Raw genomic sequence first — 22,969 nt, 5'->3', positions numbered from 1 at the left:
ACCCTCTGCCTCATGAACACGACCACGCCCTCCTCCTTCCCCGATGCCGACGCGCTAGAGCGCCTGCTCGCCGAGCGCTACAGCTGCCGTGGCTTCCTGCCGCAACCCGTGCCGCAGGCCACCATCGAACGCATCCTCGCGCTCGCGCAGCGCACGGCCTCGTGGTGCAACGCGCAGCCGTGGCAGCTGGCGATCACCCGTGGCGCCGGCACCGAGCGCTTCCGCCAGACCATGTTCGCCCACGCGCGCGAGCCTGCGGCGCCCGACTTCCCCTGGCCGCGCGAGTACCAGGGCGCCTACCTGCAGCGCCGCCGCGAATGCGGCTATGCGCTGTACGAAAGCGTCGGCGTGGCGCGCGGCGACCGTGAGGGCTCGGCGCGCCAGACGCTGGAGAACTTCCGCTTCTTCGGCGCGCCCCACGTGGCCGTCGTCAGCACCGCCGAGGCACTGGGCGTCTACGGCGCGATCGACTGCGGCGCCTACGTGGCGAACTTCATGCTCGCGGCGCGCAGCCTCGGCGTGGCCTGCATCGCGCAGGCGGCGCTGGCCTCGCATTCCGGGCTGATCCGGTCGCACTTCGGGCTGGGCGATGACCGGCGCGTGGTGTGCGGCATCTCCTTCGGCTACGAAGACACCGGCCACCCGGCCAACCGCTTTCGCACCACGCGCGCACCGCTTGAAGAGGCGGTGCGCTGGGTGGACGACTGACCCCACCTTTCTTTTCTGGAGCCACGATGGATTTCAACCTGGACCCCGATGCCGAAGCCATGCGCGCCGCCACGCGCGAGGCCGTCGACGCACTGCTCCAGCTCGAGCCGCAATACCACGAGACCGGCATCGTGCCGGAACAGGTGGAGCACACGCTGCGCGAGATGGGCTTCTACGGCATGGCGATTCCCGAGGCCTACGGCGGCTCGCCGGTCGACCACCTGACCAGCGTGGCCGTGCAGCTGGAGCTGGCGCGCCTGCCGCCGCAGTTCTGGCCCTTCGTGCGCTCGACCATCGGGCCCGGCGTGCACATCATCGTGGAGCATGGGTCGGAGGCGATCAAGAAGAAGTGGTTGCCGAAGATCGCCACCGGCGAATCGCGCAACTGCATCGCGATCACCGAGCCGCAAGCGGGCTCGGACGCGGCCAAGATGGCGACCACGGCGGTGCGCGACGGCGAGCACTACGTGCTCAACGGCACCAAGACCTTCATCTCGAACGCGAACCACGCGCACTCGATCACGGTGCTGGCCTCGACCGACCGCAAGGCCGGCAAGAACGGCATCTCGGCCTTCCTGCTCGACACGAAGACGCCCGGCTTCGCGGTCACGCGCACCATGCCGACCATGGGCTGGATGGACAACAGCCTGTGCGAGATCGCCTTCACCGATTGCCGCATTCCGGCGGAAAACCTGCTCGGCGAGGAAGGGCGCGGCCTGCGCTATGCGATGTCGGGCATGAACGAGGGCCGTCTCAATGTCGGCTGCCAGGCCCTGGGCCCGGCGCAGATCGCGCTGGAGCAGACCATCGAGCATGCCAAGACCCGCATCACCTTCGGCCAGGCGCTGGCCGAGCACCAGGCCATCCAGCACATGATCGCGGACATGGCGATGGACCTGCATGCCGCACGCATGGTGCTGTTCGAGGCGGTGTGGCGCGCGATGCGCGGCGAGGAGGCGCGCATGAAGGCCTCGATGGTGAAGGTGATCTGCACCGAGGCGGCCTGCCGCATCGCGGACAAGGCGCTGCAGATCTTCGGGGGGTCGGGGTATTGCCGCGGCACGGTCGTGGAGCGCGTGTACCGGGACCTGCGCGTGCTCCGGATCTACGAAGGGGCTTCGGAGATCCACCGCAACATGATTGCGAAGCAGCTGCTGGCCTGAGCTCAGCGCGACGGCCGCCAGGCCTCGAGCAGCGCGCGCGATGCCGCGCAGGCTCTCGCGGCGAGTTCCGCAGGCCCGAGCGCAGGGTGGGTCGCGGCGGCCGGCACCTCCACCCCCACGGCGATGTCGGCCGGCAGCGCGTCCATGAAGGCCGCAAGCGGCAGCTCGCCTTCGCCCGGGAACAAGCGCCCCTGGCGCGCCTCGTCCGCGAGGCCGGCGTCCGTCGGATCCTTGCGGGGCGCATCGCAAAGCTGCACCGAGCCGAAGGCGCTCGACGGCACGGCCCGCAGCATCTCGGCCGTGCCGCCGGAGCGGAACAGATGCAGCAGGTCGATGAGCAGCCGGCCGTTCGGCCGCCCCGCGCGCGCGATGACGTCCAGCGCCTGCTGCAGCGTGCCGACGATGCGGAAGCGCATGAACTCCAGGTCGACGCCGAGACCGACACCGGCGGCCAGATCGCACAGCGCGCCGAAGCGCTCGGCCAGGCGATCGAAGTCCGCGTCGTCGCCGGACACGTTGAGCCGCTTCGCGCCGAGCTCGGCGGCCAGCGCCAGGGCCTGCGCGTAATCGCCGACGCGAAGCTCCGGCGTCAGCGGGATGAACTCCACGTCGTGGACGCCGACGCCGGTGTCGGCCATGCGGCGCCGCCACGCCACCACCGCGAGGCGGTCGAGCGGATAGGAGACCGCGCCGGGCACGGCAGGAAGAATGCGGATGCCGACAGCCTGGTAGCCGGCCCCGGCAGCCAGATCGAACAGCGCCGGCGGCGCCACATCGAGCACCGTCAGGTGGGAGAGGGACAACGCGATCATGGTCCTACTTGTGAAGAATCTGGCCGAGGAAATCGCGCAGCCGCTCGTGCCTCGGGTTGACGAAGAACTCCTCCGGCGGCGCCTGCTCGACGATCTCGCCGCAGTCCATGAACAGCACCCGGTGCGCGACGCTGCGCGCAAAGCCCATCTCGTGCGTCACGCACAGCATCGTCATGCCCTCCTCGGCCAGGCCGATCATGGTGTCCAGCACCTCCTTGACCATCTCGGGGTCCAGCGCCGAGGTCGGCTCGTCGAAGAGCATGATCTTGGGCGTCATGCACAGCGCCCGGGCGATCGCCACGCGCTGCTGCTGGCCGCCCGAGAGCTGCGCCGGGTACTTCTTCGCGTGATCGGGGATGCGCACGCGCGTCAGGTACTTCATCGCGATGGCCTCGGCCTCGTCCTTGCGCGTGCCGCGCACCTTCATCGGCGCGAGCATGCAGTTCTCCAGCACCGTCAGATGCGGGAACAGGTTGAACTGCTGGAACACCATGCCGACCTCGGCGCGCACCGCGTTGACGTTCCTGGCGCTGGCGCCGAGGTCGATGCCGTCGACCACGATGCGGCCCTTCTGGTAGGGCTCGAGCCGGTTGATGCAACGGATGGTGGTCGACTTGCCCGAGCCCGAGGGCCCGCAGATCACGATGCGCTCGCCCCGGCGCACCTTCAGGTTGACGTCGGTCAGCACCCGCACCGCGCCGTACCACTTGCTGACGTCTTCCATCGTGATGATGGTTTCGCTGCCGACCGCGCGCGGCACGGCGTGGTCCGGCGTGATGCCGGAGTCCTTGGAGGTCATCGTCGTCGCTCCCGGTGTGCCGTGCCCGGGCTACTTGCCCACGACCACTGGCAGGGCCGCTTCGGTCTCGCCGGTGGCCGGCATCTCCCGGTTCATGTCCTGCCCGATCCACTTCTTGTAGAGCGCATTCAATTCGCCGCTGGCGATCTTGCGGCCGATGAAGTCGTTGATGTAGCTCACCCATTCGCGCTCGCCCGGGCGCACGGCGGCCCCCTGGAAGCCGCGGGCCACCACGAGCTTGATGTCGTACTTGCCGGGGCCCGCGATCTGCGCGATCGAGCCGAGCTGCGTATGGGCCGCCCCGGCCAGGTCCACCTGCCCCGAGAGCAGCGCCTGCACCGCCGCCGCGTCGTCGTCGAAGCGCTGGATGGTGGCGCCGGTGTTCGCCTGCGTCACGGCCGAATCCTGCACGCTGCCGCGCGGCACGCCGATGCGCTTGCCCTTGAGCTCGGCGTAGCCGTTCACCGCCGGCAGCGATGTCTTGCCGATCAGCACGGTCTCGAGGTACGAATAGGGGCGCGAGAACAGCACGACCTTCTGCCGGTCGGCGAGGATCGTGACGACCGCGGCCAGCATGTCGACCTGCCCGGTCAGGAGCGCCGCGGTGCGGTTGGCCACGGTCACCGGCGTGAACTCGGGCTTGACGCCGAGGTCCTTCGCGAGCAGTTCCGCGAACTCGATGTCGTAGCCCGTCAGCTTGTTGTTCTTGTCGCTGAAGCCCCAGGGCACCTGGGCGACCTGCGCCCCGACCTTCAGCACGCCGGACTTCTTGATCTCGGCCACTTTCTGCGCCTGCGCAAGGCCGGTCATCGCGAGCGCCAGCGACAGCGCGATCGCGGCGCGGCGGGTGAATTGTCGAATCATAGTGTGAGCTCCTCGGGTGGATGCGGAAGTCCGCGGGTCTTTGTGGGAATGGGTCAGTTGCCGATGGCGAAGCGCTTCTCCAGCCGGGCGCTGTAGCGCGACAGGGGGAAGCAGATCGCGAAGTAGCACAGCGCGACCAGGCCGAAGGCCAGCAGCGGCTTGTAGGTGATGCTGGAGACGAGCTGGCCCGAGCGGGAGAGCTCGACGAAACCGATGACGGCCGCGAGCGAGGTGCCCTTGATCAGCTGCACCAGGAAGCCCACCGTCGGCGCGAAGGACATCCGCAGCGCCTGCGGCAGCACGACGTGGCGCATGCGGCTCCAGTAGGTCAGCCCGAGCGCGTCGGCCGCTTCCGACTGCCCGCGCGGAACGGCCTGGATGCCGCCGCGCCAGATCTCGCCGAGGAAGGCGCCGGCATGCAGCGTCAGCCCCACGGCCGCCGCGATCCAGACATTGACCTTCAGCCCGAACACCGGCAGGCCGTAGAACACCAGGAACAGCTGCAGCAGCATCGGCGTGCCCTGGAAGAAGTCGATGAACACGCCGGCCGCCAGGCGCAGCGCCTTCACCGGCGCGGTGCGCGCGAGCGCCACGCCGAGCCCGGCCAGCCCGCCGCCGAGGAAGGCGATGCCGGAGAGCAGCAGCGTGGCCCAGAGGCCGCTCGCAATGACCCAGAATTCCGTCAGCGTGAAGTCGCGAATCATGGCCGTCGCTCACTTGGTGGGATAGGAGAAGTACAGGCGATCGATCGCCTTGAAGACCGTCGAGAAGATCGTGGACATCGCCAGGTAGAGCAGCGCCGCGACGATGTAGACCTCGAAGCTGCGGAAGGTGGCCGAGTCGACGTTCTGCGCGATCGAGGTCAGCTCCTCGGCGGAGATCGACGAGACGATGCTGGTGGTGAGCAGCAGCATCACGAACTGCCCGGCCAGCGCAGGGTAGACCGTGCGCAGCGCGGGCTTGAAGACGACGTGGCGAAAGGTCTGGAAAGGGCTCAGGCCGAGCGCGGCACCGGCCTCGAACTGGCCGCGCGGGACCGACTCGATGCCGGTGCGGATGATCTCCGCCGAGAAGGCCCCCAGGTTCAGGCTCAGCGCCAGCACCGCCGCCGTGTTCGGCGTGAGGCTGACGCCGAGCGACGGCAACCCGAAGAAGATGAACAGCACCTGGACCAGGAAGGGCGTGTTCCGGATGAGCTCGATGTAGCTCTCGGCCGACCAGCGCAGCGGCGCGATCGAGGCGCGCTTGGCGAGCACCGTCACCAGGCCGATGGCCAGGCCGATCGCGACCGCGATGGCCGAGAGCCGCAGCGTCAGCCAGCAGCCCTGCGCGAACTGTTCCCAGTGCGGCAGCAGCACGGCGAAGTCGAATCTGTAGTTCATGGTGTGCTCTTGTCTCGTTGAGCGGTTCTTCTTCGATCGCGACGGGCCCCGTGTTCGAGCGCCGCGCGCCGGGCCCGGCGCGCGCGGCGGTGCGCCCCTAGCGGGGCAGCAGCACCTGGCTTCCCGTGGCCGCCGCCTGCGTCACCGCCAGGGTCGCTTCCAGCGTGCGCAAGCCGTCCAACGCCGAGCAGACCGGTTCTTCCCGGCCTTCGACGAGGGCGGCGAAGTGGCGCATCTGCTCGCTGTACGGGCTGGCGGTGTGCACGGCGGTGCGCTCCATCGTCAGCGGGTCGTGCCAGCCCTCGGCGGCGCCCTGATCCTGCCGATAGCGCCAGACCTCGAGGCGCGGCAGCGTCAGCGAGCCTTCCGTGCCCGAATAGAAGTGCGCGTTGATATCCTGGCGCGGAAAGCGCTCCGCCTCGCCGGCGCTCAGGTCCCAGTTCCACGGCGCGGCCGTCGTGTCCGAGACCGTGACGGTGCCGAGCGCGCCGTTGCAAAAGCGCAGCAGCACCGCGGCGGTGTCCTCGACGTCGAAGCCGCGCACTGCATTCGAGGCCAGCGCCTGCACGCCCTCGATCTCGCCATACAGGTGGCGCATCAGGTCGATGTCGTGGATCAGGTTGATCAGGATCGGGCCGCCGCCCTGCTGGCGGCGCCAGGCCACGTCGAAGTAGTCGCGCGGCTTGAGCCAGGTGCACAGCACCGTCGCGCTGACCGGCCGGCCGAGCGTGCCGGCGCCGACGATCGCCTTGGCCTTGCGCATGATCGGGTTGTGGCGGCGCTGATGCCCCACCAGCACCGGCAGGCCCGTGGCACGCGAGGCCTCGCAGATGCGCCGCCCATCCTCCAGCGTGTCGGCGATCGGCTTCTCGACCAGCACCGCGGCGCCCTGCTCGAGGCAGTCGATCGTGATCTGCGCGTGCGTCACGTTGGGCGTCGCGACCACGACGGCCCTGGGTTTCACCTGCGCGAGCAGGCTCTGGTAGTCGGGGAAGCAGGGAACGCCGGCCGCAGCTGCGAGCTCGGCGGCCGCCGGCGTCGGATCGGCGATTCCGACCAGCTCGACGTCGGGGCTCTGCAACGCGCAGTCGATGTGGGTCCTGCCGATCAGACCGGCGCCGATGACGGCAATGCGGAGTTTGCTCATGGGTCCTTTGCGGGTGTTGGGTGCAACTGAGGCGGAGTCTAGTAACAACAGCTGGATATACAATCCGCATCCAGTTGACTCGGAATCAACGAATCGTTGATAAACGAAGGGTGGACAGCCCGTGGACCTGAAAGACCTGGCGGTGTTCTGCGAGGTGGCGCGCCGCTCCGGCTTCGCCGCGGCCTCGCTCGAGATCGGCACCACGCCGGCGCACATCAGCAAGCGCATCGCGATCCTCGAGTCGCAGCTGGGCGTGCGCCTCTTCCATCGCACCACCCGCCGGGTGGTGATCACCGAGGACGGTGAACGTGCCTACCAGTGGGCGCAGCGAATCCTCGACGACGCGAACGCGATGTCAGAGGCGTTCAGCAGTGCCAAGAAGGAGCCTGCCGGACCGCTGCGGATCGCGACCAGCCAGCGGCTGGGCCGCGAGCACGTAGCGCCGATCCTCTCCGAGCTGGGCAAGCGCCATCCGCGCATCGAGGTCTGGCTCGAACTGCTGGACCGGCGCGTGGACCTGATCGCCGAGAACTTCGACCTCGACATCCGCATCGGCGATCCGACCCAGCCGCAGCTCATCGCCCAGCGCATGGTCGAGAGCCGGCGCATCCTCTGCGCCTCGCCCGACTACCTGGCGCAGCGCGGCCACCCCCGCTCGGTGGCCGAGCTGGCGGAACACGAGTGCCTGCTGTACCGCGAGCGCGACCAGCCGTTCGGGATCTGGCGGCTGACGGGACCGAAGGGCATCGAGTCCGTCAAGGTGACCAGCAGGTTCAGTTCGAACCACAGCGACGTGGTGCGGGGATGGAGCCTCGACGGCAAGGGCATCTGCCTGCTGTCGGTCTGGGACATCGCGCAGCCGCTGCTCGAGGGCCGGGCGGTGCGGGTGCTGCCCTCCCACCACGAGCCGGCGGACATCTGGGCCATGACCAGCAGCCGGTCCGCGGGTTCGGCGAAGGTCCGGGTCTGCGTGGAGTTCCTGAAGAAGCAGCTCGTGCACGGGCCGCATGCGCTGAACACGCGCGCGTCGAGGTAGTCGCCACTGCCGGTTGGTCGCATCCGCTGGCAATCCGGTCCGGTTTGGATATCAGGACGCCTGCGGCAGGTAGCTGGGCCTCGGCGCCGTCATTCCGCGCTTGACCTGCAGGGTGATTTCATCGGCCAGCACCTCGTCGAGGCCCGACTCGAGTCCGTCGAGCGCACGCTTGACGATCTCCTCAGGGCTCGACTTCGGGACATCGAACCCGCGCGTGAGATCGGTATCGACATAGGCCATGTGCAGCGCCAGTACCTGCGTCTTCTGCGCCGCCAGTTCGTTGCGCAAGGCATTGGTGAGCGACCAGGCGGCGGACTTGCTCGCCGAGTAGGCTGCCAACTCGCCGCCGTTCATCCACGAGGCGACCGACAGGACGTTGAGCAATGCGCCGCCGCCGTTGGCCTTGAGAATCGGCGCGAACGCCTTGCTCATGCGCAACACGGCGAAGAAGTTGGTCTCGAAGATGCGCCGTGCGACGTCTTCGCTATCGGCTGCGAGAAAGCCCCCTGGCTGGGCGATGCCGGCGTTGTTGATCAGCAGCGACACGTCCGACGCCAGCGCCGCGGCGGTGGCCACGTCTTCCGGTTGGGTGACGTCGAGTCGCAGCGCCTGAACGCCGGATTGGGTGACGGTCGCCGGGTCGCGGGCACCCACATAGACCTTGCGGGCACCGCGGTCGAGCAGCTCGCGTGCGAACGCCAGGCCGATGCCGCGATTGGCACCCGTCACGAGGGCAACAGCATTTTCAATCTTCATGGGAATCTCCAAAAGAGAGGAACAAACAGATTCAGCTGCCGGCTTTCGGGTCTTTCAGCAGCACCGAGCGAGCAAGCTCACTTGAGCTTGATGACGACCTTGCCCTTTGCGCGGCCTGCTTCGACATAGGCCAGGGCTTCATTGGTGGAGTCGAACGGGAACACCCGGTCCATCACCGGGCGGATGACGCCGGCATCGAAGAGCCGGGTGATCTCGCGCAGTTGGCTGCCGTCCGCCCTCATGAAGAGAAACGAGAAGCCGACGCCGCGGCTCTTTGCCTTGCGCCTGATTCCAGAGCTCAGCAGCCGCATGACCAGTTTCACGAACCCGGGCGCCCGGATTTCCTTGCCGAACTCGGGATCGGGCGGTCCGGAGATGGTGATGAGCTTCCCGCCGCGCTTGAGCACGCGGAGGGATTTTTCGAGCGTCTTGCCGTCCTGGCTGTTCAGGACCACGTCGTAGTCGCGCAGGACATCCTCGAAGTCCTGCGTTTGGTAGTCGATGACGACGTCTGCGCCGAGACTCTTCACGAGCGCGACATTGGTCGTGCTCGTCGTCGTGGCAACGGTTGCGCCCAGATGCTTGGCCAACTGGATGGCAAAGGCGCCTACACCGCCGGAGCCCGCCTGAATGAAGACCTTCTGCCCCTTCTTCAGATCGGCCTTCGCGATCAGTGCCTGCCAGGCCGTCAAGGCCACAAGGGGAATGGACGCAGCTTCTTCCATCGTGAGGCCCTGGGGCTTGAGCGCCACGGACGCTTCCTTGACGGGGACGAATTCAGCGAAGGTGCCGATTCGATGGTCATCCGCCCGCGCATAGACCTGATCGCCCAGCTTGAACTGCTGCACGCGTGGTCCAACCTTGACCACGACGCCTGCCACATCGTGGCCCAGGACGAGAGGCAGGCGATAGGGCAGGATGAGCTTGAACTCTCCGTCTCGAATCTTGGCGTCCAGCAGGTTCACGCCAGCCGCATGGACCTGGACCAGGACTTCGTCATCGCGCAGTTCCGGGGTCGGCATATCTGCCGGCCGCAGCGCACCCTTCTTGCCGTATCGCTCGAGAACAAATGCCTTCACGGTTCTTCCTTATTCCTGGCGCAGCCAGGTTTGCGAACGACCGCTGACGTCGTCAGAGGATCCATATTCATCTCGCATGATGTTCATCATATTTTTGGTCGAACGAGAAGCGTCGTTTTTGGGTGTGGATTCAGGCTGGAGGCAGGTGCTTCAGTGCGGCCTGGCACAGGCTGTCCGACAGTGCGGGCTCGTCGACCGCACGAGCCAACAGCAATGTGCCCACCATCGTGGCAACGGTCACAAGGGCTCGTTCGTGGGCACCGGGCTGCCCCCAGTCAGGCGACTGGCGGGCGACAAGATCGACCATTTCCTTGATGTGCCGGGTGGTCACCCGGCGCACCTCGGGTGCCTGGCGCGGCGTCTCCGAGCCCAGGGCGGCCAGTGGGCATCCCATTTCGACCTGCTCCAGGTGCTCCCGCGAGAGATAGGTGCGAAGCATGGATGCCAAGGCCTGCCCGGAGGGGACGCTGGCAACAACGTCTGCCGCTGCAGCGGCAGACTCGGCGCACGCCCGATTCGCTGCTTCCGCCAACATGGCCTCGCGCGACTCGAAGTGGGCGTAGAAGGCGCCATGGGTCAGGCCGGCCTCCTTCATGATGTCGGCGACGCCGGTGCCGCCGTAGCCGCTGCGACGGATCGCCCGAGCGGCTGCGGACACGATGCGCTCGTGCGAGGCTTCCTTGGCTGCCGTTCTGATTTTGTGCTTTTCCATTCGCATGATGTGCATCATACAACGTTTGGCAAAGCACGTACAGCGACGCCTTGGGAGATGCCGTCAGGCGGCACGCTGGCGTTGACAAGCGGCCGGCTTTGCCTACAATTGGTCCAACCATTGATGTCCAACCAATCTGGTAGGACCAATCAACCAAAGCACAGGACCGACGAAACCCATGCTCTCCCACGAAGACAACGAAACCCTGGTCCGCATCGGCCCCGGCACCCCCATGGGCCAGCTGATGCGTCTCTACTGGATTCCTTTCCTCCCCTCGAAGGACCTCGAGGCCGACGGCCAGCCGCAGCGCGTGCGCCTGCTGGGCGAAGACCTCATCGCCTTCCGCGACAGCGAGGGCCGCATCGGCCTGGTGGACCATGCCTGCCCGCACCGCGGCGCGCCGCTGGTCTTCGGCCGCAACGAGGACTGCGGCCTGCGCTGCATCTACCACGGCTGGAAGTTCGGCACCGACGGTCGCGTGGTCGACATGCCGGCAGAGCCCGCCGACAGCCGGCTCAAGGACAAGGTGCGCATCAAGCACTACCGCTGCGAGGAGCGCAACGGCATCGTCTGGGCCTGGATGGGCGCCGATGCCGACAGCGCCCCGCCGCTGCCCCACATGGAATGGAACCTCGTGCCCGAGGACAACGTGCACGTCAGCTTCCGCGTGCAGGAGTGCAACTGGCTGCAGGCCATCGAAGGCGAGATCGACTCCGCCCACGCACCGATCCTGCACGGCCGCATCGACAAGCAGGGCGCCATCAGCGACTGGACCGCCAAGAAAGACCTGCGCCCCACCTTCGAATGCAAGCGCCAGGACTTCGGCATGAGCATCGCCTCGCGCCGCGTGCTAGATGCAGAGAACTGCTACTGGCGCGTCAACCAGTTCCTGCTGCCCTTCTACACCCTGGTACCGCCGCAGTCGCAGTACCCCGAACTGAGCGGCCATGCCTGGGTGCCGATGGACGACGAGCACACGCTGTGCATCATGTTCTCGTACACGCCGGCGTCGAAGCTCTACGACAAGAGCCGCCAGCTCTTCGAGCAGGGGCATGCCGGGCGCGAGACCGGGCACCCGAGCGTGAGCGCCTACGCGCCGCGCCCCGCAAGCGAGCCCTTCGCGAAGTACTGGACCCGTTTCAACCTGCAGAGCGCCTTTCTCTTCAACTACGACGCGCAGACCAAGACCTGGTTCTCCGGCCTGCCGGGCCTGTGGGTGCAGGACGCCGCCTGCCAGTCCGGCGTGGCGCCGATCTACGATCGCTCGAAGGAGCACCTGGGCATCAGCGACACCGGCATCGCGATGACACGGCGCCTGCTGCTCGAATCGGTGCGCAACCTCGACCAGCGCCAGCAAAAGCCGGTGCGCCATGACGACCCCGAGCTCTTCATGGTGCGCGCCGTCTCGCTCACGCTGCCGACCGGCGCGGCATGGAACGAAGCCGGCCGCGGGCCCATGACGGCGCGGCTCGGCGCCGACTTCGGCTACACGCCCTGAGCAGGTCTCCATGAGCCACGCGCCCCTGATCGAGGTCCGCCTGCGCAACATCCGCCTGGAAGCGGAAGGCATCGCCTCCTACGAGTTCGTGCCGGTCAACGGCACGCCGCTGCCAGCCTTTACCGCCGGCGCGCACATCGACCTGCACCTGCCGCGCGAGATGGTGCGCAGCTACTCGCTGGTCAATGCGCCGTCGGATGCCGGCCGCTACGTGATCGCCGTGCAGCGCGATGCGCAAGGCCGCGGCGGCTCGGCCTGGATGCACGAGGCGCCGCGCGTGGGCGACCGCTTCCGCATCAGCGCGCCCAGCAACGACTTCGCGCTGGCCGAGGATGCGCGCCGCTCCGTCTTCATCGCCGGAGGTATCGGCATCACGCCGGTGATGTCGATGATGCGCAGGCTCGATGCGCTGGGCCGCGACTGGAAGCTCCACTACGCCAGCCGCACGCCGGAACAGACCGCCTTCATCGACGAGCTGCGCTCCCTGCAGCGCCATGACGACCAGGTCGCGTTCTGCGTCGGCGCCACGCGCGAGGCGCGCCTTTCCATCCGCGCCATCGTCGAGGCTGCGCCGCGCGATGCGCATCTCTACTGCTGCGGCCCGGCCCGCATGATCGAGGACTTCCTCGACGCCTGCGCCGCGCGGCCGGCGGCCCAGGTCCACTTCGAGCGCTTCTCCGCCAGCAGCGAAGCGGCGACCGAAGGCGGCTTCGAGGTGGTGCTCAAGAAGAGCGGCCAGCGCTTCGAGATCGCGCCCGGCAAGACCATCCTCGACACCCTGCTCGACCATCAGGTCGACGTCCAGTACTCCTGCTCGGCCGGCGTCTGCGGCACCTGCCGCACCGGCGTGATCGACGGGCAGCCCGACCATCGCGACGACTACCTCACCGACGAGGAGAAGCGCGAGAACCGCTCCATCATGGTCTGCTGCTCGGGCGCGCGCTCGAAGACCCTGGTGCTGGACCTCTGAGCCCGAGGACGCCCGCGATGACCGAGGCCCTGGCCCCCACCCGCGAGACCGCCGGCAGCACCGTCGTCGCCGGCATCCTCGCCTACCTGCAGGACCGCCGCCTGCAGCCCGGCGATCGCCTGCCCTCCGAGCGCGACCTGGCCGAGCGCCTGGGCGTGGGCCGCAACGCCGTGCGCGAAGCGCTGGCCACGCTGGTCACGCTGCGGGTGGTCGAGTCGCGTCCCAACTCCGGCATCTACCTGCGCCACGTCGCACGCGAGAGCAGCTTCGAGGCGCTGGTGATGCTCACCGACCTGGGCGGCACGCCCACGCCGACCGAGGTGGCCGAGACCATGGAGGTGCGCGGCCACCTGGAGCAGCTCGCCGCCGGGCTGGCCTGCCAGCGCCGCACCGACGCCGACCTGGCCCGCATCGAGGACGTTTTGCGCCATACCGACGCGCTGCTCGTGCGCGGCGCCAACATCGCCCAGGCCGACACCGACTTCCACATCGCGCTGGTCGACGCCACCCACAACTCGGTGCTGGTGCGCGTGCTCAACGCCTTCTACCGCTTCACTGCACGCCGGCGCGAGCGCATGTTCGAGGACGCCGCCCAGGCCCACGCCTCGGTGCGCGAGCACCACCGCCTGCTCGAACACTTGCGCGCTCGCGATGCCGCCAAGGCGCAGCTGCTGATCCTGCGCCACATGGATCGCGCGCGCAGCTACTGGTCGAGCGTGCTCGGCGACTGACGACCCCATTCCAACGACATCCAGGAGACCCCGATGAAAACCTCCACCCTCACCCGCCGCAGCGTGATGGCCGCGGCCGCCGCGCTGGCGCTGGGCGCGCCGGCCTGGGCGCAGCAGCCCTATCCCAGCAAGCCCATCCGCATCATCGTGCCCTACGCGGCCGGCGGCAGCACCGACCAGCTCGCGCGCGCCATCCAGCAGCCCATGAGCGAGGCGCTGGGCCAGCCCGTGATCGTCGAGAACAAGGCCGGCGCCGGCGGCACCATCGGCACCGACTACGTCGCCAAGTCCGCGCCCGACGGCTACACGCTGGTGTTCGGCAACACCGGACCGAATGCGGTGGTGCAGCTGATGCGCAAGGTGCCCTACGACGGGCTCAAGGACCTGCGGCCGATCTCCACCGTGGCCTTCACGCCCATGATCCTTGCGGTGCCCACCGACAGCCCGGCGAACAACCTCAAGGAATTCCTGGCCTATGCGAAGAAGCAAGGCAGTGCGCTCAACTTCGGCTCGGTCGGCAACGGGTCGCTGTCGCACCTGACCGGCGAATACTTCAACGAGCTCGCGGGCATCCGCATGCAGCATGTGCCCTACAACGGCGGCGCGCCGATGATGACGGCCTTCGTCGGCGGCCAGATCCAGTCCTCCTTCGTCACCGGGCTGGACGGCGCCACGCTGCTGGCCTCGGGCAAGGTGCGCTACCTCGCGGTGGGCACGCCCAAGCGCACCGATGCGGTTCCGGGCCTGCCGGCCATCGCCGAGGACGTGCCCGGCTTCAGGAGCGTGGCCTGGTTCGGCGTGCTCGCGCCGAAGGGCATTCCCGATGACGTGGCGGCCCGGCTGCATGCGGCCGTGGTCGCCGCGGTCGAGCGGCCCGAAGTGCGCAAGATGTTCGCCGATCGCAAGATCGAGGCGAAGAGCAGCACGCCCGCGGAGCTGGAGAAGATCATCCAGGACGAGATCGCGCAGTGGGGACCCGTCGTGCGCAAATACAAGATCGAGATGTAGGACACCCATGCTTGAGAACCTCGAAAACGACTTCCCCGAACACCAGCCGCGCCCCGCGGGCGCACCGCAGGCGCTGGCCGGGATCCGCGTGGTCGACTTCACGCATTTCATCGCGGGGCCCTTCGCGACCATGATCCTGGCCGACATGGGCGCCGACGTGATCAAGGTCGAGACCCCGGGCCGCGGCGACGACTTTCGCCAATACCCGCCGGTGCATCCCGATCTCGCGCAGGGTGCGCCCTTCCTCTGGGCCAACCGCAACAAACGCAGCATCGCGCTGGATCTGAAGTCGCCCGAAGGCCTGGCGGTGGCGCGCGAGCTGGTCGCCACGGCCGACGTGGTGACCGAGAACTTCTCCACCGGCGTGATGGAACGCTTCGGCCTGGACTACGACAGCTGCCGCAAGTTGAATCCGAAGCTGATCTACTGCTCGGTCTCGGCCTACGGGCGCGAGGGCGCCTTCGCCGATCGCCTGGGCTTCGATCCGATCGCGCAGGCCGAGAGCGGCTTCGTCTCGATGAACGGCTATGCCGACCGCGAGGGCGTGCGGGCGCTGTCGCCGGTGATGGACATCAGCACCGCGATGATGGCCTGCAACGCCATCCTCGGCGCGCTGGTGGCGCGCGAGCGCAGCGGCCAGGGGCAGGCGATCGAGGTGGCGCTGTTCGACAACGCGCTGCTGATGACCGGCTACGCCACGCTGCAGCATGTGTTCTCCGGCCAGGAGCCGCAGCGCCACGGCAACACCAGTCCGGACACCTGCCCTTCCGGCGTCTTCCAGGCGAGCGACTGCGCCTTCTACATCAACAGCGGCAACAACAAGATCTTCCAGCGCCTGATGGCGCAGGTGATCGAGCGGCCCGACCTGGCCGAGGCGCCGCAGTACGCGACCGGCGCCGCCCGTTCGCAGCGCCGCGAGGAGCTCTTCGCGATCCTCGGCGAGGCCTTCGCGCAGCAGCCCTGGTCGCACTGGCAGGCCCGCATGCGCGCGGCCGGCGTGCCCTCCGGGCAGCTGCGCAGCGTGGGCGAGGCCATGCGCTCGCCCGAGGCGCGCGAGCGCCGGCTGGTCACGCGCATCCCGCATCCGACGGTGGGCTGGGTGCCCAACATGGCCCTGCCGATCCGCTATTCGCGCACGCCGGTGGCCGATCCGGTCGCAGCGCCCACGGTCGGACAGCACACGGCCGAGGTGCTGCGCGAGACGCTCGGCTACGACGCGGCGCGCATCGCGCGGCTGGCCGAGGCCGGGGCCTTCGGCGGCGTCCCGCATGCGGCGCACGAGACCGCGATCTCCTGATGGCACGCACGCTGCGCGCCCGGGTGGCGGTGGTGGGCATCGGCGAGACCGCCTACCACCGCCACGGGCGCTCGCCCGATGCCGAGTTCAAGCTGGCGCTGAAGGCCGTGCTCGCGGCCTGCGCCGATGCCGGGCTGGACCCGCGCGCGATCGACGGCTTCGCCTCGTACAGCAACGACCGCAACGAGGCCTCGCGCCTGGCCGCGGCGCTGGGCATTCGCGAGCTGCGCTCGGCCACCATGCAATGGGGCGGCGGTGGCGGCGGCTGCTGCGCGGCCGTGGCCAACGGCGCCGCCGCGATCACGGCCGGCCTGGCGGACTGCGTGGTGGTGTTCCGCGCGCTGGCCCAGGGCGAGCACGGGCGCTTCGGCCAGGCCGCCGACAGCGGCACCGTCTCCGGCGAGATGGCCTATCAGATGCCCTACGGCGTGCTCGCGCCGCCGCAGAAGTTCGCGCTGCGCGTCACGCGCTACCTGCACGAGCACGGCATCGGACGCAAGGCCCTGCGCGCCATCGCCATGGCCTCCTACCACCACGCGCAGGCCAATCCGCGCGCCGTGATGCACGGCAAGCCGCTGGATGCCGCCACCTACGACGCCTCGCGCTGGATCGTCGAGCCCTTCCGGCTCTACGACTGCTGCATGGAGAACGACGGCGCGGCGGCCCTCGTGCTGGTCGATGCGGAGCGCGCGAAGGACTTCCCGCACAAGCCCGTGTACCTGCTCGGCGCCGCAGCCGGCTCGGGCTTTCGCACCGGCGCCCAGCCGCAAAACGCGCCGGACTACGCGAGCGCGAGCTACAAGACGCTCGCGCCGCATCTCTACCGCATGGCCGGTGTCGGCCCGCAGGACGTGGGCAGCGTGCAGAGCTACGAGAACTTCACCGGCGGCGTACTGATGGCGCTGGCCGAGCATGGCTTCTTCGCACCCGGGGAGGCCGATGATTTTCTTCGGCTCGAGAACCTGCTCGCGCCCTCGGGGCGGCTGCCGCTCAACACCAGCGGCGGCAACCTCGCCGAGTGCTACATGCACGGCTTCGAGCTGGTGCTGGAGGCGGTGCGCCAGGTGCGCGGCAGCTCGACCAGCCAGGCGGCGCGCAACGACGTCGCGCTGGTGATCGGCGGGCCGATGGTCACGCCCGCCAGCGACCTGCTGCTCGGTTCGGAGGCGGTGCTGTGAGCGAATCCTCGTCCACCTGTCTGCCGCCCGGTCTGCCGGCGCCGGTGCCCGAGCCCGATGGGCTGTCCGCACCCTACTGGCAAGGCCTGCGCGAAGGCCGGTTGCTCGTCCAGCGCTGCGCGCAATGCGGCACCTGGCAGTTCGGTCCCGAATGGATCTGCCACCGCTGCCACGCCTTCGATCCGCCCTGGCAGCCGGTTGCGCCGCGCGGGCGCATCTACAGCTGGGAACGGGTGTGGCACCCCTCGCATCGCGCCTTGCAAAACCACGGCCCCTACCTGGTGGTGCTGGTCGAACTGCCCGAGGCCGGTGGCGTGCGCATGCTCGGCAATCTTCTGGGCGATCCGATGCAGGGCGTGGCGATCGGCGCGCAAGTCGAGGGGGTGTTCGAGCCGCATGAGGACGCCGCGCCGCCCTATGCACTGCTGCAGTGGCGGCGCATCCAGCCGGGCTAGGACGCCCAGCCCGCGATCACGTCCGCGATCCCCATCGCCGACGCCGGCGCCGGTCCTTGCACTGCCGACGGCGTGCGCGAGAAGCGCGGTGCGGGGGCCGGCTGCCTGACGCCCCCCACATCGACGAAGGCATCGCGCGCCGCGTTGTGCGGATGCGCAGCAGCCTCGCCGAGCGCGAGCACGGGGGCGAGGCAGGCATCGCTGCCTTCGAGCGCCGCGGCCCATGCGTCGCGCTCGCGCATGCGAAAGATGCGCGCGAACTCGGCACGCAGCGCGGGCCAGCGCGCGCGGTCATTCTGCGCATCGCGCAGCGCCGGCGCGACGCCGATGCGCTCGCAGAGCTCGGCGAAGAACGCGGGCTCGATGGCGCCGATGCAGACATGCTTGGCATCCGCCGTCTCGTAGACGGCATACCACGGCGCGCCGCCGTCGAGCATGTTGCTGCCGCGCGCCTCCACGAACTGGCCGCGCCGCGCACTGGCGACGAAATGGCTCATCAGCGAGATCGCACCGTCGCCGATGGCGGCATCCACCACCTGCCCGCGGCCCGACCGCTCGGCCTCGCGCAGCGCCGCGAGAAGGCCCACGACGAGATACAGGCTGCCGCCGCCGTAGTCGCCCACCAGGTTGAGCGGCGGCACCGGCGGCCCGCCCGCCGGGCCGATGGCATGCAGCGCGCCGGACAGCGCGATGTAGTTGATGTCGTGCCCCGCCGCTTGCGCCAGCGGCCCTTGTTGCCCCCAGCCGGTCATGCGGCCATAGACCAGCTTCGGATTGCGCGCCGCGACCTCTTCCGGCCCCAGGCCGAGCCGCTCCATCACGCCCGGGCGGAAGCCTTCGACCAGCGCATCGGCCTTCTCCAGCAGCTGCATCACCTGCTCGCGCGCCGCGGCCTGCTTGAGGTCGGCCAGCACCACCGTGCGGCCGCGGCCCGTGACGTTCGCCGGATCGCCGAGCGGCTTGCCGGGCCGGTCGACGGCGACCACGTCGGCCCCCATGTCCGACAGCAGCATGCAGGCGAAGGGGCCGGGCCCGAGCCCGGCGAATTCGACGACGCGCAGGCCGCTCAGCGGGCCAGTTGGTTTAATGGTTGATCCAATGGACATGATGCCGCGATCATAGCGCCTGGACGAGCTCAACACGCCTGGTCATCGATCACGCGCTTGACCTTCTCCAACGCGTCGCGGAGCGCGTCCAACTCGACGGACCCGAGCGCCAGGCGCAGCGCGTGCGGCACCTGGGCGCCCGTTGCGAAGGGCTCGGCGGTCGACACCGAAATGCGCTCGGTCTTGAGTGCCATCGCGACCTTGTCGGCACGAAGCTCTTCCGCCAAGGGAAGCCACATGAAATAGGAGGCCGGATGGCGGACCGTTCGAAGTCCGGCGAGCACTTCAGCCGCGATCGATTGCCGAGTCATCGCGTCCTGACGCTTTTGCGCTTCGAGGCGTCCGACGATGCCTTCGTCCAGCCAGGCACAGGCGATCGCCGTCATCACGGCAGGCGTGTTCCAGGTCGTCGCCCGGATGGCGCGTTCGATCTTCGGCATCCAGGCCGCCGGCGCCGCGACGAAGCCGACGCGCAGGCCGGTCGCCACGCTCTTGGAGAGCCCCGAGACGTAGACGGTCGCTTCCGGTGCCAGCGCTGCCAGGGGATCGGGAGGATCCGGCGCGAGGAAGGCGTAGGCCGCATCCTCGATGATGAGCAAGCCGTGCCGGCGCGCGATCGCCACCAGCTGCCGCCGCCGGCTCGCACCCATCACCCATCCCAGCGGGTTGTGCAGCGTCGGCATGGTGTACACGGCGCGCACGCGTCGACGCTTGCACAGGGCCTCCAGCGCATCCAGGTCCGGACCCTGGCCAGCCGCCGGGATGGCTGCCAGTTCCAGGCGATTCGCCTCGGCGACGACCTTGAATCCGGGGTAGGTCAAGGCGTCGACGGCAACCACATCGCCCGGATTCAGAAGCGCCATTGCCGTTGTCGCCAGCCCATGCTGCGCGCCGCTCACGATGGCCACCTGGTCCGGACTCAGCTTCAGGCCCCGGCTCGCGAGGTGTCGTGCCACGGTCGCCCGCTCATGCGGTCGTCCGCCGTGCGGCTGATAGCGCAGAAGAGCGTCCAGGTCGCCGGAGGCGGCCAGCTGGCGCAGCGCCGATCGCAGCAAAGCCGCCTGGCCGGGAAGCGAGGGGTAGTTGAAGTTCAGATCCACCATGCCGGCGGCAGCCAGCTGCTGGTCGATGCCCAGACTGCGCGGCAGCAAGGCTTCCCGCACGAAGGTGCCACGGCCGGTCTCGCCGCTGACAAGGCCCATGGCCTCGAGCTCTGAATAGACGCGGGTCGCGGTGACCAGCGCCAGGCCTTCCTTGGCGGCAAGCTTGCGATGCGTGGGCAGGCGGGTGCCCGGCGCCAGGCGGCCCTCGCGAATCTGGGCAGCCAGCGCGTCGACCAGTGTCTTGTATCGGGCTTCGGCCATCGGGCAATGTATCCATGACAATTATTTGATTGTATGGAGTGCATTGCCTACGATGCCTCATCGCCACGGGTTTTTCGCCGAGAGACATCACCATGCACATCGCCATCCTCACCTTCGAAGGCTTCAACGATCTCGACTCGCTGGTCGCGCTCGGCATCCTCAACCGCGTCAAGAGGCCGGACTGGCGGGTGTCGATCGCCAGCCCCACGGCGCGTGTCCGGTCGATGAACGGCGTGGTGCTCGAAGCCCAGGCAAGCCTGCGCGAGGCCAGTGCGGCCGATGCGGTCATCGTCGGCAGCGGCAGGCAGACGCGGGAGGTGGTTGCCGACGCCGGCTTGATGGCGCAGCTGCAGCTCGACCCCGCCCGGCAATTGCTGGGCGCGCAGTGCTCCGGCACGCTCGTGCTTGCCAAGCTGGGCCTGCTGGGCGATGTGCCCGCCTGCACGGATCTGACCACGAAGCCTTGGGTCGAGGAGGCCGGCGTCGATGTGCTGAACCAGCCCTTCGTCGCCCACGGCAATGTGGCCACCGCGGGCGGCTGCCTCGCGTCACAGTACCTGGCCGCGTGGGTGATTGCCCGCCTGGAGGGCATCGAGGCGGCAAAGAGCGCGATGCACTACGTCGCGCCAGTGGGAGAGAAGGACGACTACGTCGCACGGGCGATGCGAAACATCACGCCGTTCCTCGAAGGGGTCCTTGCGAAGGCATGACGCCTGCGTGACCGCTGTCCAGGGGCGTGCCTATGATGGCGGATGAACACCGCCCCAGAATCCGATCTTGCCGCCGGTCCCGTGCAGTCGCCCCACGCACCGTTGCCGGCGTACTACCGGGACGAAGCCGAGCATCAGCGCTTCCTGCGGCGCATCTTCGACGAGACGGCCAGCGACTATGACCGCATCGAGCGCGTCCTGGCCCTGGGCACCGGGTCCAGGTACCGGCGCATGGCGCTGCAGCGCGCGGGGCTGCGACCGGGCGACAAGGTCGTCGACGTCGGCATCGGGACCGGCCTGGTGGCACGCGAGGCATGCGCCCTGATCGGCGCGGCAGGAAGCCTCGTCGGCGTCGACCCGAGTCCCGGCATGCTCGACCAGGTCGCCCTGCGCGGGGTGCAGCTGAAGGTCGGGCGGGCGGAGCAACTGCCCTGCGAGGACGGCGAGGCCGACTTCCTCAGCATGGGTTACGCGCTCAGGCACGTGTCCGATCTCGGCCGGTCCTTCGCCGAATTCCACCGGGCGCTGCGCCCGGGCGGACGTGTGCTCATCCTGGAGATCAGCCGTCCCGAGGGCCGCATCGGCAACGCGCTGCTCAAGGCGTACATGCGCACGCTCGTTCCCGTCATCGCACGCGTCGTCGCGCGCCGGCGCAGCACGTCCGAACTGTGGCGCTACTACTGGGACACCATCGAAGCCTGCGTCGCGCCGGCCCAGATCATCGCGGCCCTGCAGGCGGCCGGCTTCGAGGCAGTGGAGCGGCACACGGAACTGGGGATCTTCTCCGAGTACAGCGCCGTCAAGCCTGGGACTTCAAAACCGCAAAGCTAGCGGGCCGGGTGCGGGCCTCAATCCGCCTTCAGGATCGTCTCTCCGCGCAGTGCGCCGATGTCGCGAATGTTGAAGCGATGGCGCTTCCACCCGGCATAGGTGCGGCGCCAGTTGAGCATGGAGACGAAGTAGTAGACCACCTTGAACATCAGCAACGAGCGGCGGTAGGCGCGCCCGTGGTGGATGTCGGCGGCCAGCAGGGACATCAGGCCCTGCTTCACCTTGAAGATGTTCTGCGGGTGCATGAACATGTCCCGGATCGTCGGATTGGTGACTCGGTAGATGAACCACGAATAGTCGCGCGGCCCTACGCGCATGCGCTTCTCCAGCGCCGCGCGCGCCACCGGCAGCTGCTCCGGACGGTCGAGCGCGGTTCGCACCAGCTCTGCGCCGTCGAAGGCGCTCTGCATCGCCAGGTAGACGCCGGAAGAGAACATCGGATCGATGAAGGTGAAGGCATCGCCCACCATCAGGTAGCGCTCGCCGGTCGCGTGCGTGCTGGAGTATGAGAAGTTGCCGGTCGCGTGCACCTTGTCGTCGACCAGCGTCGCGTCCTTCAGGCGGTCGCGCAGCTCCGGGCACAGGGCGATGGTGTCGAAGAAATAGTCCTTGAGCGGCTTGTCGCGCGCCTTCAGGTAGTAGGCCCAGCAGACGGCGCCGACGCTGGTGGTGCCGTCGGCCAGCGGGATGAACCAGAACCAGCCGTGCTCGAACCAGCAGATGCTGATGTTGCCCTCGCGCTTGCCCTGCAGCCGCCGGGTATTGCGGAAGTGCCCGAAGAGTGCGGTGCTGTTGTGGTCCGGGTTCTTCTTCTTGCACTTCAGCTTGTTGGCCAGGACCGTGTCGCGGCCGCTGGCATCGACGACGAAGCGCGCGCGCCACGTGCGGCTGGCGCCGTCGTCGAGCAGCGCCTGGACCGTGGCGCCCGATTCGTCGAAATCGACCTCGCGCACCTTCGCGCCTTCGATGGCCAGCGCGCCCGCCTTGGCGGCATTGCGGAACAGCAACTCGTCGAGCTCGGAACGGCGCACCTGCCAGGCCGAGTCCTTGGAGGGGTCCCAGCCTTCGGCGAAGTCGACGTAGCTGCAGTAGTCGAGGTCCGGCGGCACGAACTCGATGCCGAACTTCGGCATGCCGATCTTCTGGACCTGCTCCCGCACGCCGAGCTTGTCGAACAGCTCGACGTTGCCGGGCAGCAGCGATTCGCCGATGTGGAAGCGCGGGTGATGTTCCTTCTCGAGCAGAACCACGTGTCGCCCTTCGCGCGCCAGGAGGGCGGCGATGGTCGAGCCGGCCGGTCCTCCGCCGACGACGAGCACATCGCAATTCTGGATTTCCTGCATGGGGTGACTTCTCCTTGGGA

General features: G+C 68.6%; 24 protein-coding genes. 12 read left to right on the top strand and 12 right to left on the bottom strand.

What is annotated here, in order from left to right:
* Positions 1-12 precede the first annotated feature (12 nt).
* Positions 13-708 (top strand): nitroreductase, encoded by a 696-nt coding sequence (locus GXN78_RS38060; RefSeq protein ID WP_106555433.1) that lies wholly within the window; start codon positions 13-15, stop codon positions 706-708.
* A gap of 26 nt (positions 709-734) precedes the next feature.
* On the top strand, positions 735-1,871 hold the full coding sequence (locus tag GXN78_RS38055; RefSeq protein ID WP_106555432.1) for an acyl-CoA dehydrogenase family protein: 1,137 nt from the start codon (positions 735-737) through the stop codon (positions 1,869-1,871).
* 2 nt (positions 1,872-1,873) lie between these two features.
* Here GXN78_RS38055 and GXN78_RS38050 read toward each other — a convergent pair whose 3' ends face one another.
* The 6 genes from GXN78_RS38050 to GXN78_RS38025 form a co-directional block, all read right to left on the bottom strand.
* Positions 1,874-2,683 carry a TIM barrel protein gene (locus GXN78_RS38050; protein WP_106555431.1) on the bottom strand — a complete coding sequence of 270 codons (810 nt, stop codon included), beginning with the start codon at positions 2,681-2,683 and terminating at the stop codon, positions 1,874-1,876.
* Between the two features lie 4 nt (positions 2,684-2,687).
* Positions 2,688-3,482, bottom strand: a complete 795-nt coding sequence (locus GXN78_RS38045) for an amino acid ABC transporter ATP-binding protein (protein ID WP_106555430.1) — start codon at positions 3,480-3,482, stop codon at positions 2,688-2,690.
* 30 nt (positions 3,483-3,512) lie between these two features.
* On the bottom strand, positions 3,513-4,346 hold the full coding sequence (locus GXN78_RS38040; protein WP_164256293.1) for a transporter substrate-binding domain-containing protein: 834 nt from the start codon (positions 4,344-4,346) through the stop codon (positions 3,513-3,515).
* Between the two features lie 53 nt (positions 4,347-4,399).
* Positions 4,400-5,050 (bottom strand): amino acid ABC transporter permease, encoded by a 651-nt coding sequence (locus GXN78_RS38035; protein ID WP_106555429.1) that lies wholly within the window; start codon positions 5,048-5,050, stop codon positions 4,400-4,402.
* 9 nt (positions 5,051-5,059) lie between these two features.
* Positions 5,060-5,728: an amino acid ABC transporter permease gene (locus GXN78_RS38030; RefSeq protein WP_106555428.1), complete on the bottom strand. Its 669-nt coding sequence runs from the start codon at positions 5,726-5,728 to the stop codon at positions 5,060-5,062.
* A 97-nt stretch (positions 5,729-5,825) separates the two neighbouring features.
* On the bottom strand, positions 5,826-6,875 hold the full coding sequence (locus tag GXN78_RS38025; protein WP_106555427.1) for a Gfo/Idh/MocA family oxidoreductase: 1,050 nt from the start codon (positions 6,873-6,875) through the stop codon (positions 5,826-5,828).
* Positions 6,876-6,996: 121 nt separating this feature from the next.
* On the opposite strand from GXN78_RS38025, the gene GXN78_RS38020 reads away from it, so the two are divergent.
* A complete protein-coding gene (locus tag GXN78_RS38020; RefSeq protein WP_106555426.1) occupies positions 6,997-7,911 on the top strand; it encodes a LysR substrate-binding domain-containing protein in 915 nt (304 codons plus the stop codon).
* A 51-nt stretch (positions 7,912-7,962) separates the two neighbouring features.
* Here the strand turns inward: GXN78_RS38020 and GXN78_RS38015 are convergent, their stop codons facing one another.
* From GXN78_RS38015 to GXN78_RS38005, 3 genes are all read right to left on the bottom strand, one after another.
* Positions 7,963-8,667 (bottom strand): SDR family oxidoreductase, encoded by a 705-nt coding sequence (locus tag GXN78_RS38015; RefSeq protein ID WP_106555425.1) that lies wholly within the window; start codon positions 8,665-8,667, stop codon positions 7,963-7,965.
* 77 nt (positions 8,668-8,744) lie between these two features.
* Positions 8,745-9,746: an NADP-dependent oxidoreductase gene (locus GXN78_RS38010; RefSeq protein WP_106555424.1), complete on the bottom strand. Its 1,002-nt coding sequence runs from the start codon at positions 9,744-9,746 to the stop codon at positions 8,745-8,747.
* A gap of 130 nt (positions 9,747-9,876) precedes the next feature.
* Positions 9,877-10,476 (bottom strand): TetR/AcrR family transcriptional regulator, encoded by a 600-nt coding sequence (locus tag GXN78_RS38005; RefSeq protein ID WP_106555423.1) that lies wholly within the window; start codon positions 10,474-10,476, stop codon positions 9,877-9,879.
* Between the two features lie 160 nt (positions 10,477-10,636).
* Here GXN78_RS38005 and GXN78_RS38000 point away from each other — a divergent pair, with 160 nt between their 5' ends.
* The 7 genes from GXN78_RS38000 to GXN78_RS37970 are packed head-to-tail and all read left to right on the top strand — an operon-like array spanning position 10,637 to position 17,595.
* Complete coding sequence (locus GXN78_RS38000) at positions 10,637-11,956, top strand: Rieske 2Fe-2S domain-containing protein (protein ID WP_106555422.1); 1,320 nt, start codon at positions 10,637-10,639, stop codon at positions 11,954-11,956.
* Between the two features lie 10 nt (positions 11,957-11,966).
* On the top strand, positions 11,967-12,926 hold the full coding sequence (locus GXN78_RS37995; RefSeq protein WP_106555421.1) for a PDR/VanB family oxidoreductase: 960 nt from the start codon (positions 11,967-11,969) through the stop codon (positions 12,924-12,926).
* 17 nt (positions 12,927-12,943) lie between these two features.
* Entirely contained in the window at positions 12,944-13,657 is a 714-nt protein-coding gene (locus GXN78_RS37990; protein WP_106555420.1) for a FadR/GntR family transcriptional regulator, read from the top strand.
* 33 nt (positions 13,658-13,690) lie between these two features.
* On the top strand, positions 13,691-14,665 hold the full coding sequence (locus tag GXN78_RS37985) for a tripartite tricarboxylate transporter substrate binding protein (protein ID WP_106555419.1): 975 nt from the start codon (positions 13,691-13,693) through the stop codon (positions 14,663-14,665).
* Positions 14,666-14,672: 7 nt separating this feature from the next.
* On the top strand, positions 14,673-15,962 hold the full coding sequence (locus GXN78_RS37980) for a CoA transferase (RefSeq protein ID WP_106555418.1): 1,290 nt from the start codon (positions 14,673-14,675) through the stop codon (positions 15,960-15,962).
* Positions 15,962-17,140 carry an acetyl-CoA acetyltransferase gene (locus GXN78_RS37975; RefSeq protein WP_106555417.1) on the top strand — a complete coding sequence of 393 codons (1,179 nt, stop codon included), beginning with the start codon at positions 15,962-15,964 and terminating at the stop codon, positions 17,138-17,140. Before GXN78_RS37980 ends, GXN78_RS37975 begins: the two co-directional genes overlap by 1 nt.
* Complete coding sequence (locus GXN78_RS37970; protein ID WP_106555416.1) at positions 17,137-17,595, top strand: OB-fold domain-containing protein; 459 nt, start codon at positions 17,137-17,139, stop codon at positions 17,593-17,595. Before GXN78_RS37975 ends, GXN78_RS37970 begins: the two co-directional genes overlap by 4 nt.
* Here GXN78_RS37970 and GXN78_RS37965 read toward each other — a convergent pair.
* Entirely contained in the window at positions 17,592-18,701 is a 1,110-nt protein-coding gene (locus tag GXN78_RS37965) for a CaiB/BaiF CoA-transferase family protein (RefSeq protein WP_106555485.1), read from the bottom strand. The two genes, GXN78_RS37970 and GXN78_RS37965, sit on opposite strands and share 4 nt — an antisense overlap.
* 29 nt (positions 18,702-18,730) lie before the next feature.
* Positions 18,731-20,065, bottom strand: coding sequence for a PLP-dependent aminotransferase family protein (locus tag GXN78_RS37960; protein ID WP_106555415.1), 1,335 nt, complete (start codon positions 20,063-20,065; stop codon positions 18,731-18,733).
* A 92-nt stretch (positions 20,066-20,157) separates the two neighbouring features.
* Between GXN78_RS37960 and GXN78_RS37955 the strand changes: the two genes are divergently transcribed.
* Together GXN78_RS37955 and GXN78_RS37950 are read left to right on the top strand one after the other, a co-directional pair.
* Entirely contained in the window at positions 20,158-20,775 is a 618-nt protein-coding gene (locus tag GXN78_RS37955) for a DJ-1/PfpI family protein (protein ID WP_106555414.1), read from the top strand.
* 42 nt (positions 20,776-20,817) lie between these two features.
* Positions 20,818-21,606 carry a class I SAM-dependent methyltransferase gene (locus GXN78_RS37950; RefSeq protein WP_106555413.1) on the top strand — a complete coding sequence of 263 codons (789 nt, stop codon included), beginning with the start codon at positions 20,818-20,820 and terminating at the stop codon, positions 21,604-21,606.
* A 17-nt stretch (positions 21,607-21,623) separates the two neighbouring features.
* On the opposite strand, the gene GXN78_RS37945 is transcribed toward GXN78_RS37950, so the two are convergent.
* Positions 21,624-22,949: an NAD(P)/FAD-dependent oxidoreductase gene (locus GXN78_RS37945; RefSeq protein ID WP_239143073.1), complete on the bottom strand. Its 1,326-nt coding sequence runs from the start codon at positions 22,947-22,949 to the stop codon at positions 21,624-21,626.
* Positions 22,950-22,969 lie beyond the last annotated feature (20 nt).

Source organism: Variovorax sp. WS11 (genome assembly GCF_010499245.1).
Lineage (GTDB): Bacteria > Pseudomonadota > Gammaproteobacteria > Burkholderiales > Burkholderiaceae_C > Variovorax.
The sequence above is the reverse complement of the archived record's forward strand: the minus strand, read 5'-3'. Positions and strand labels throughout refer to the sequence as shown.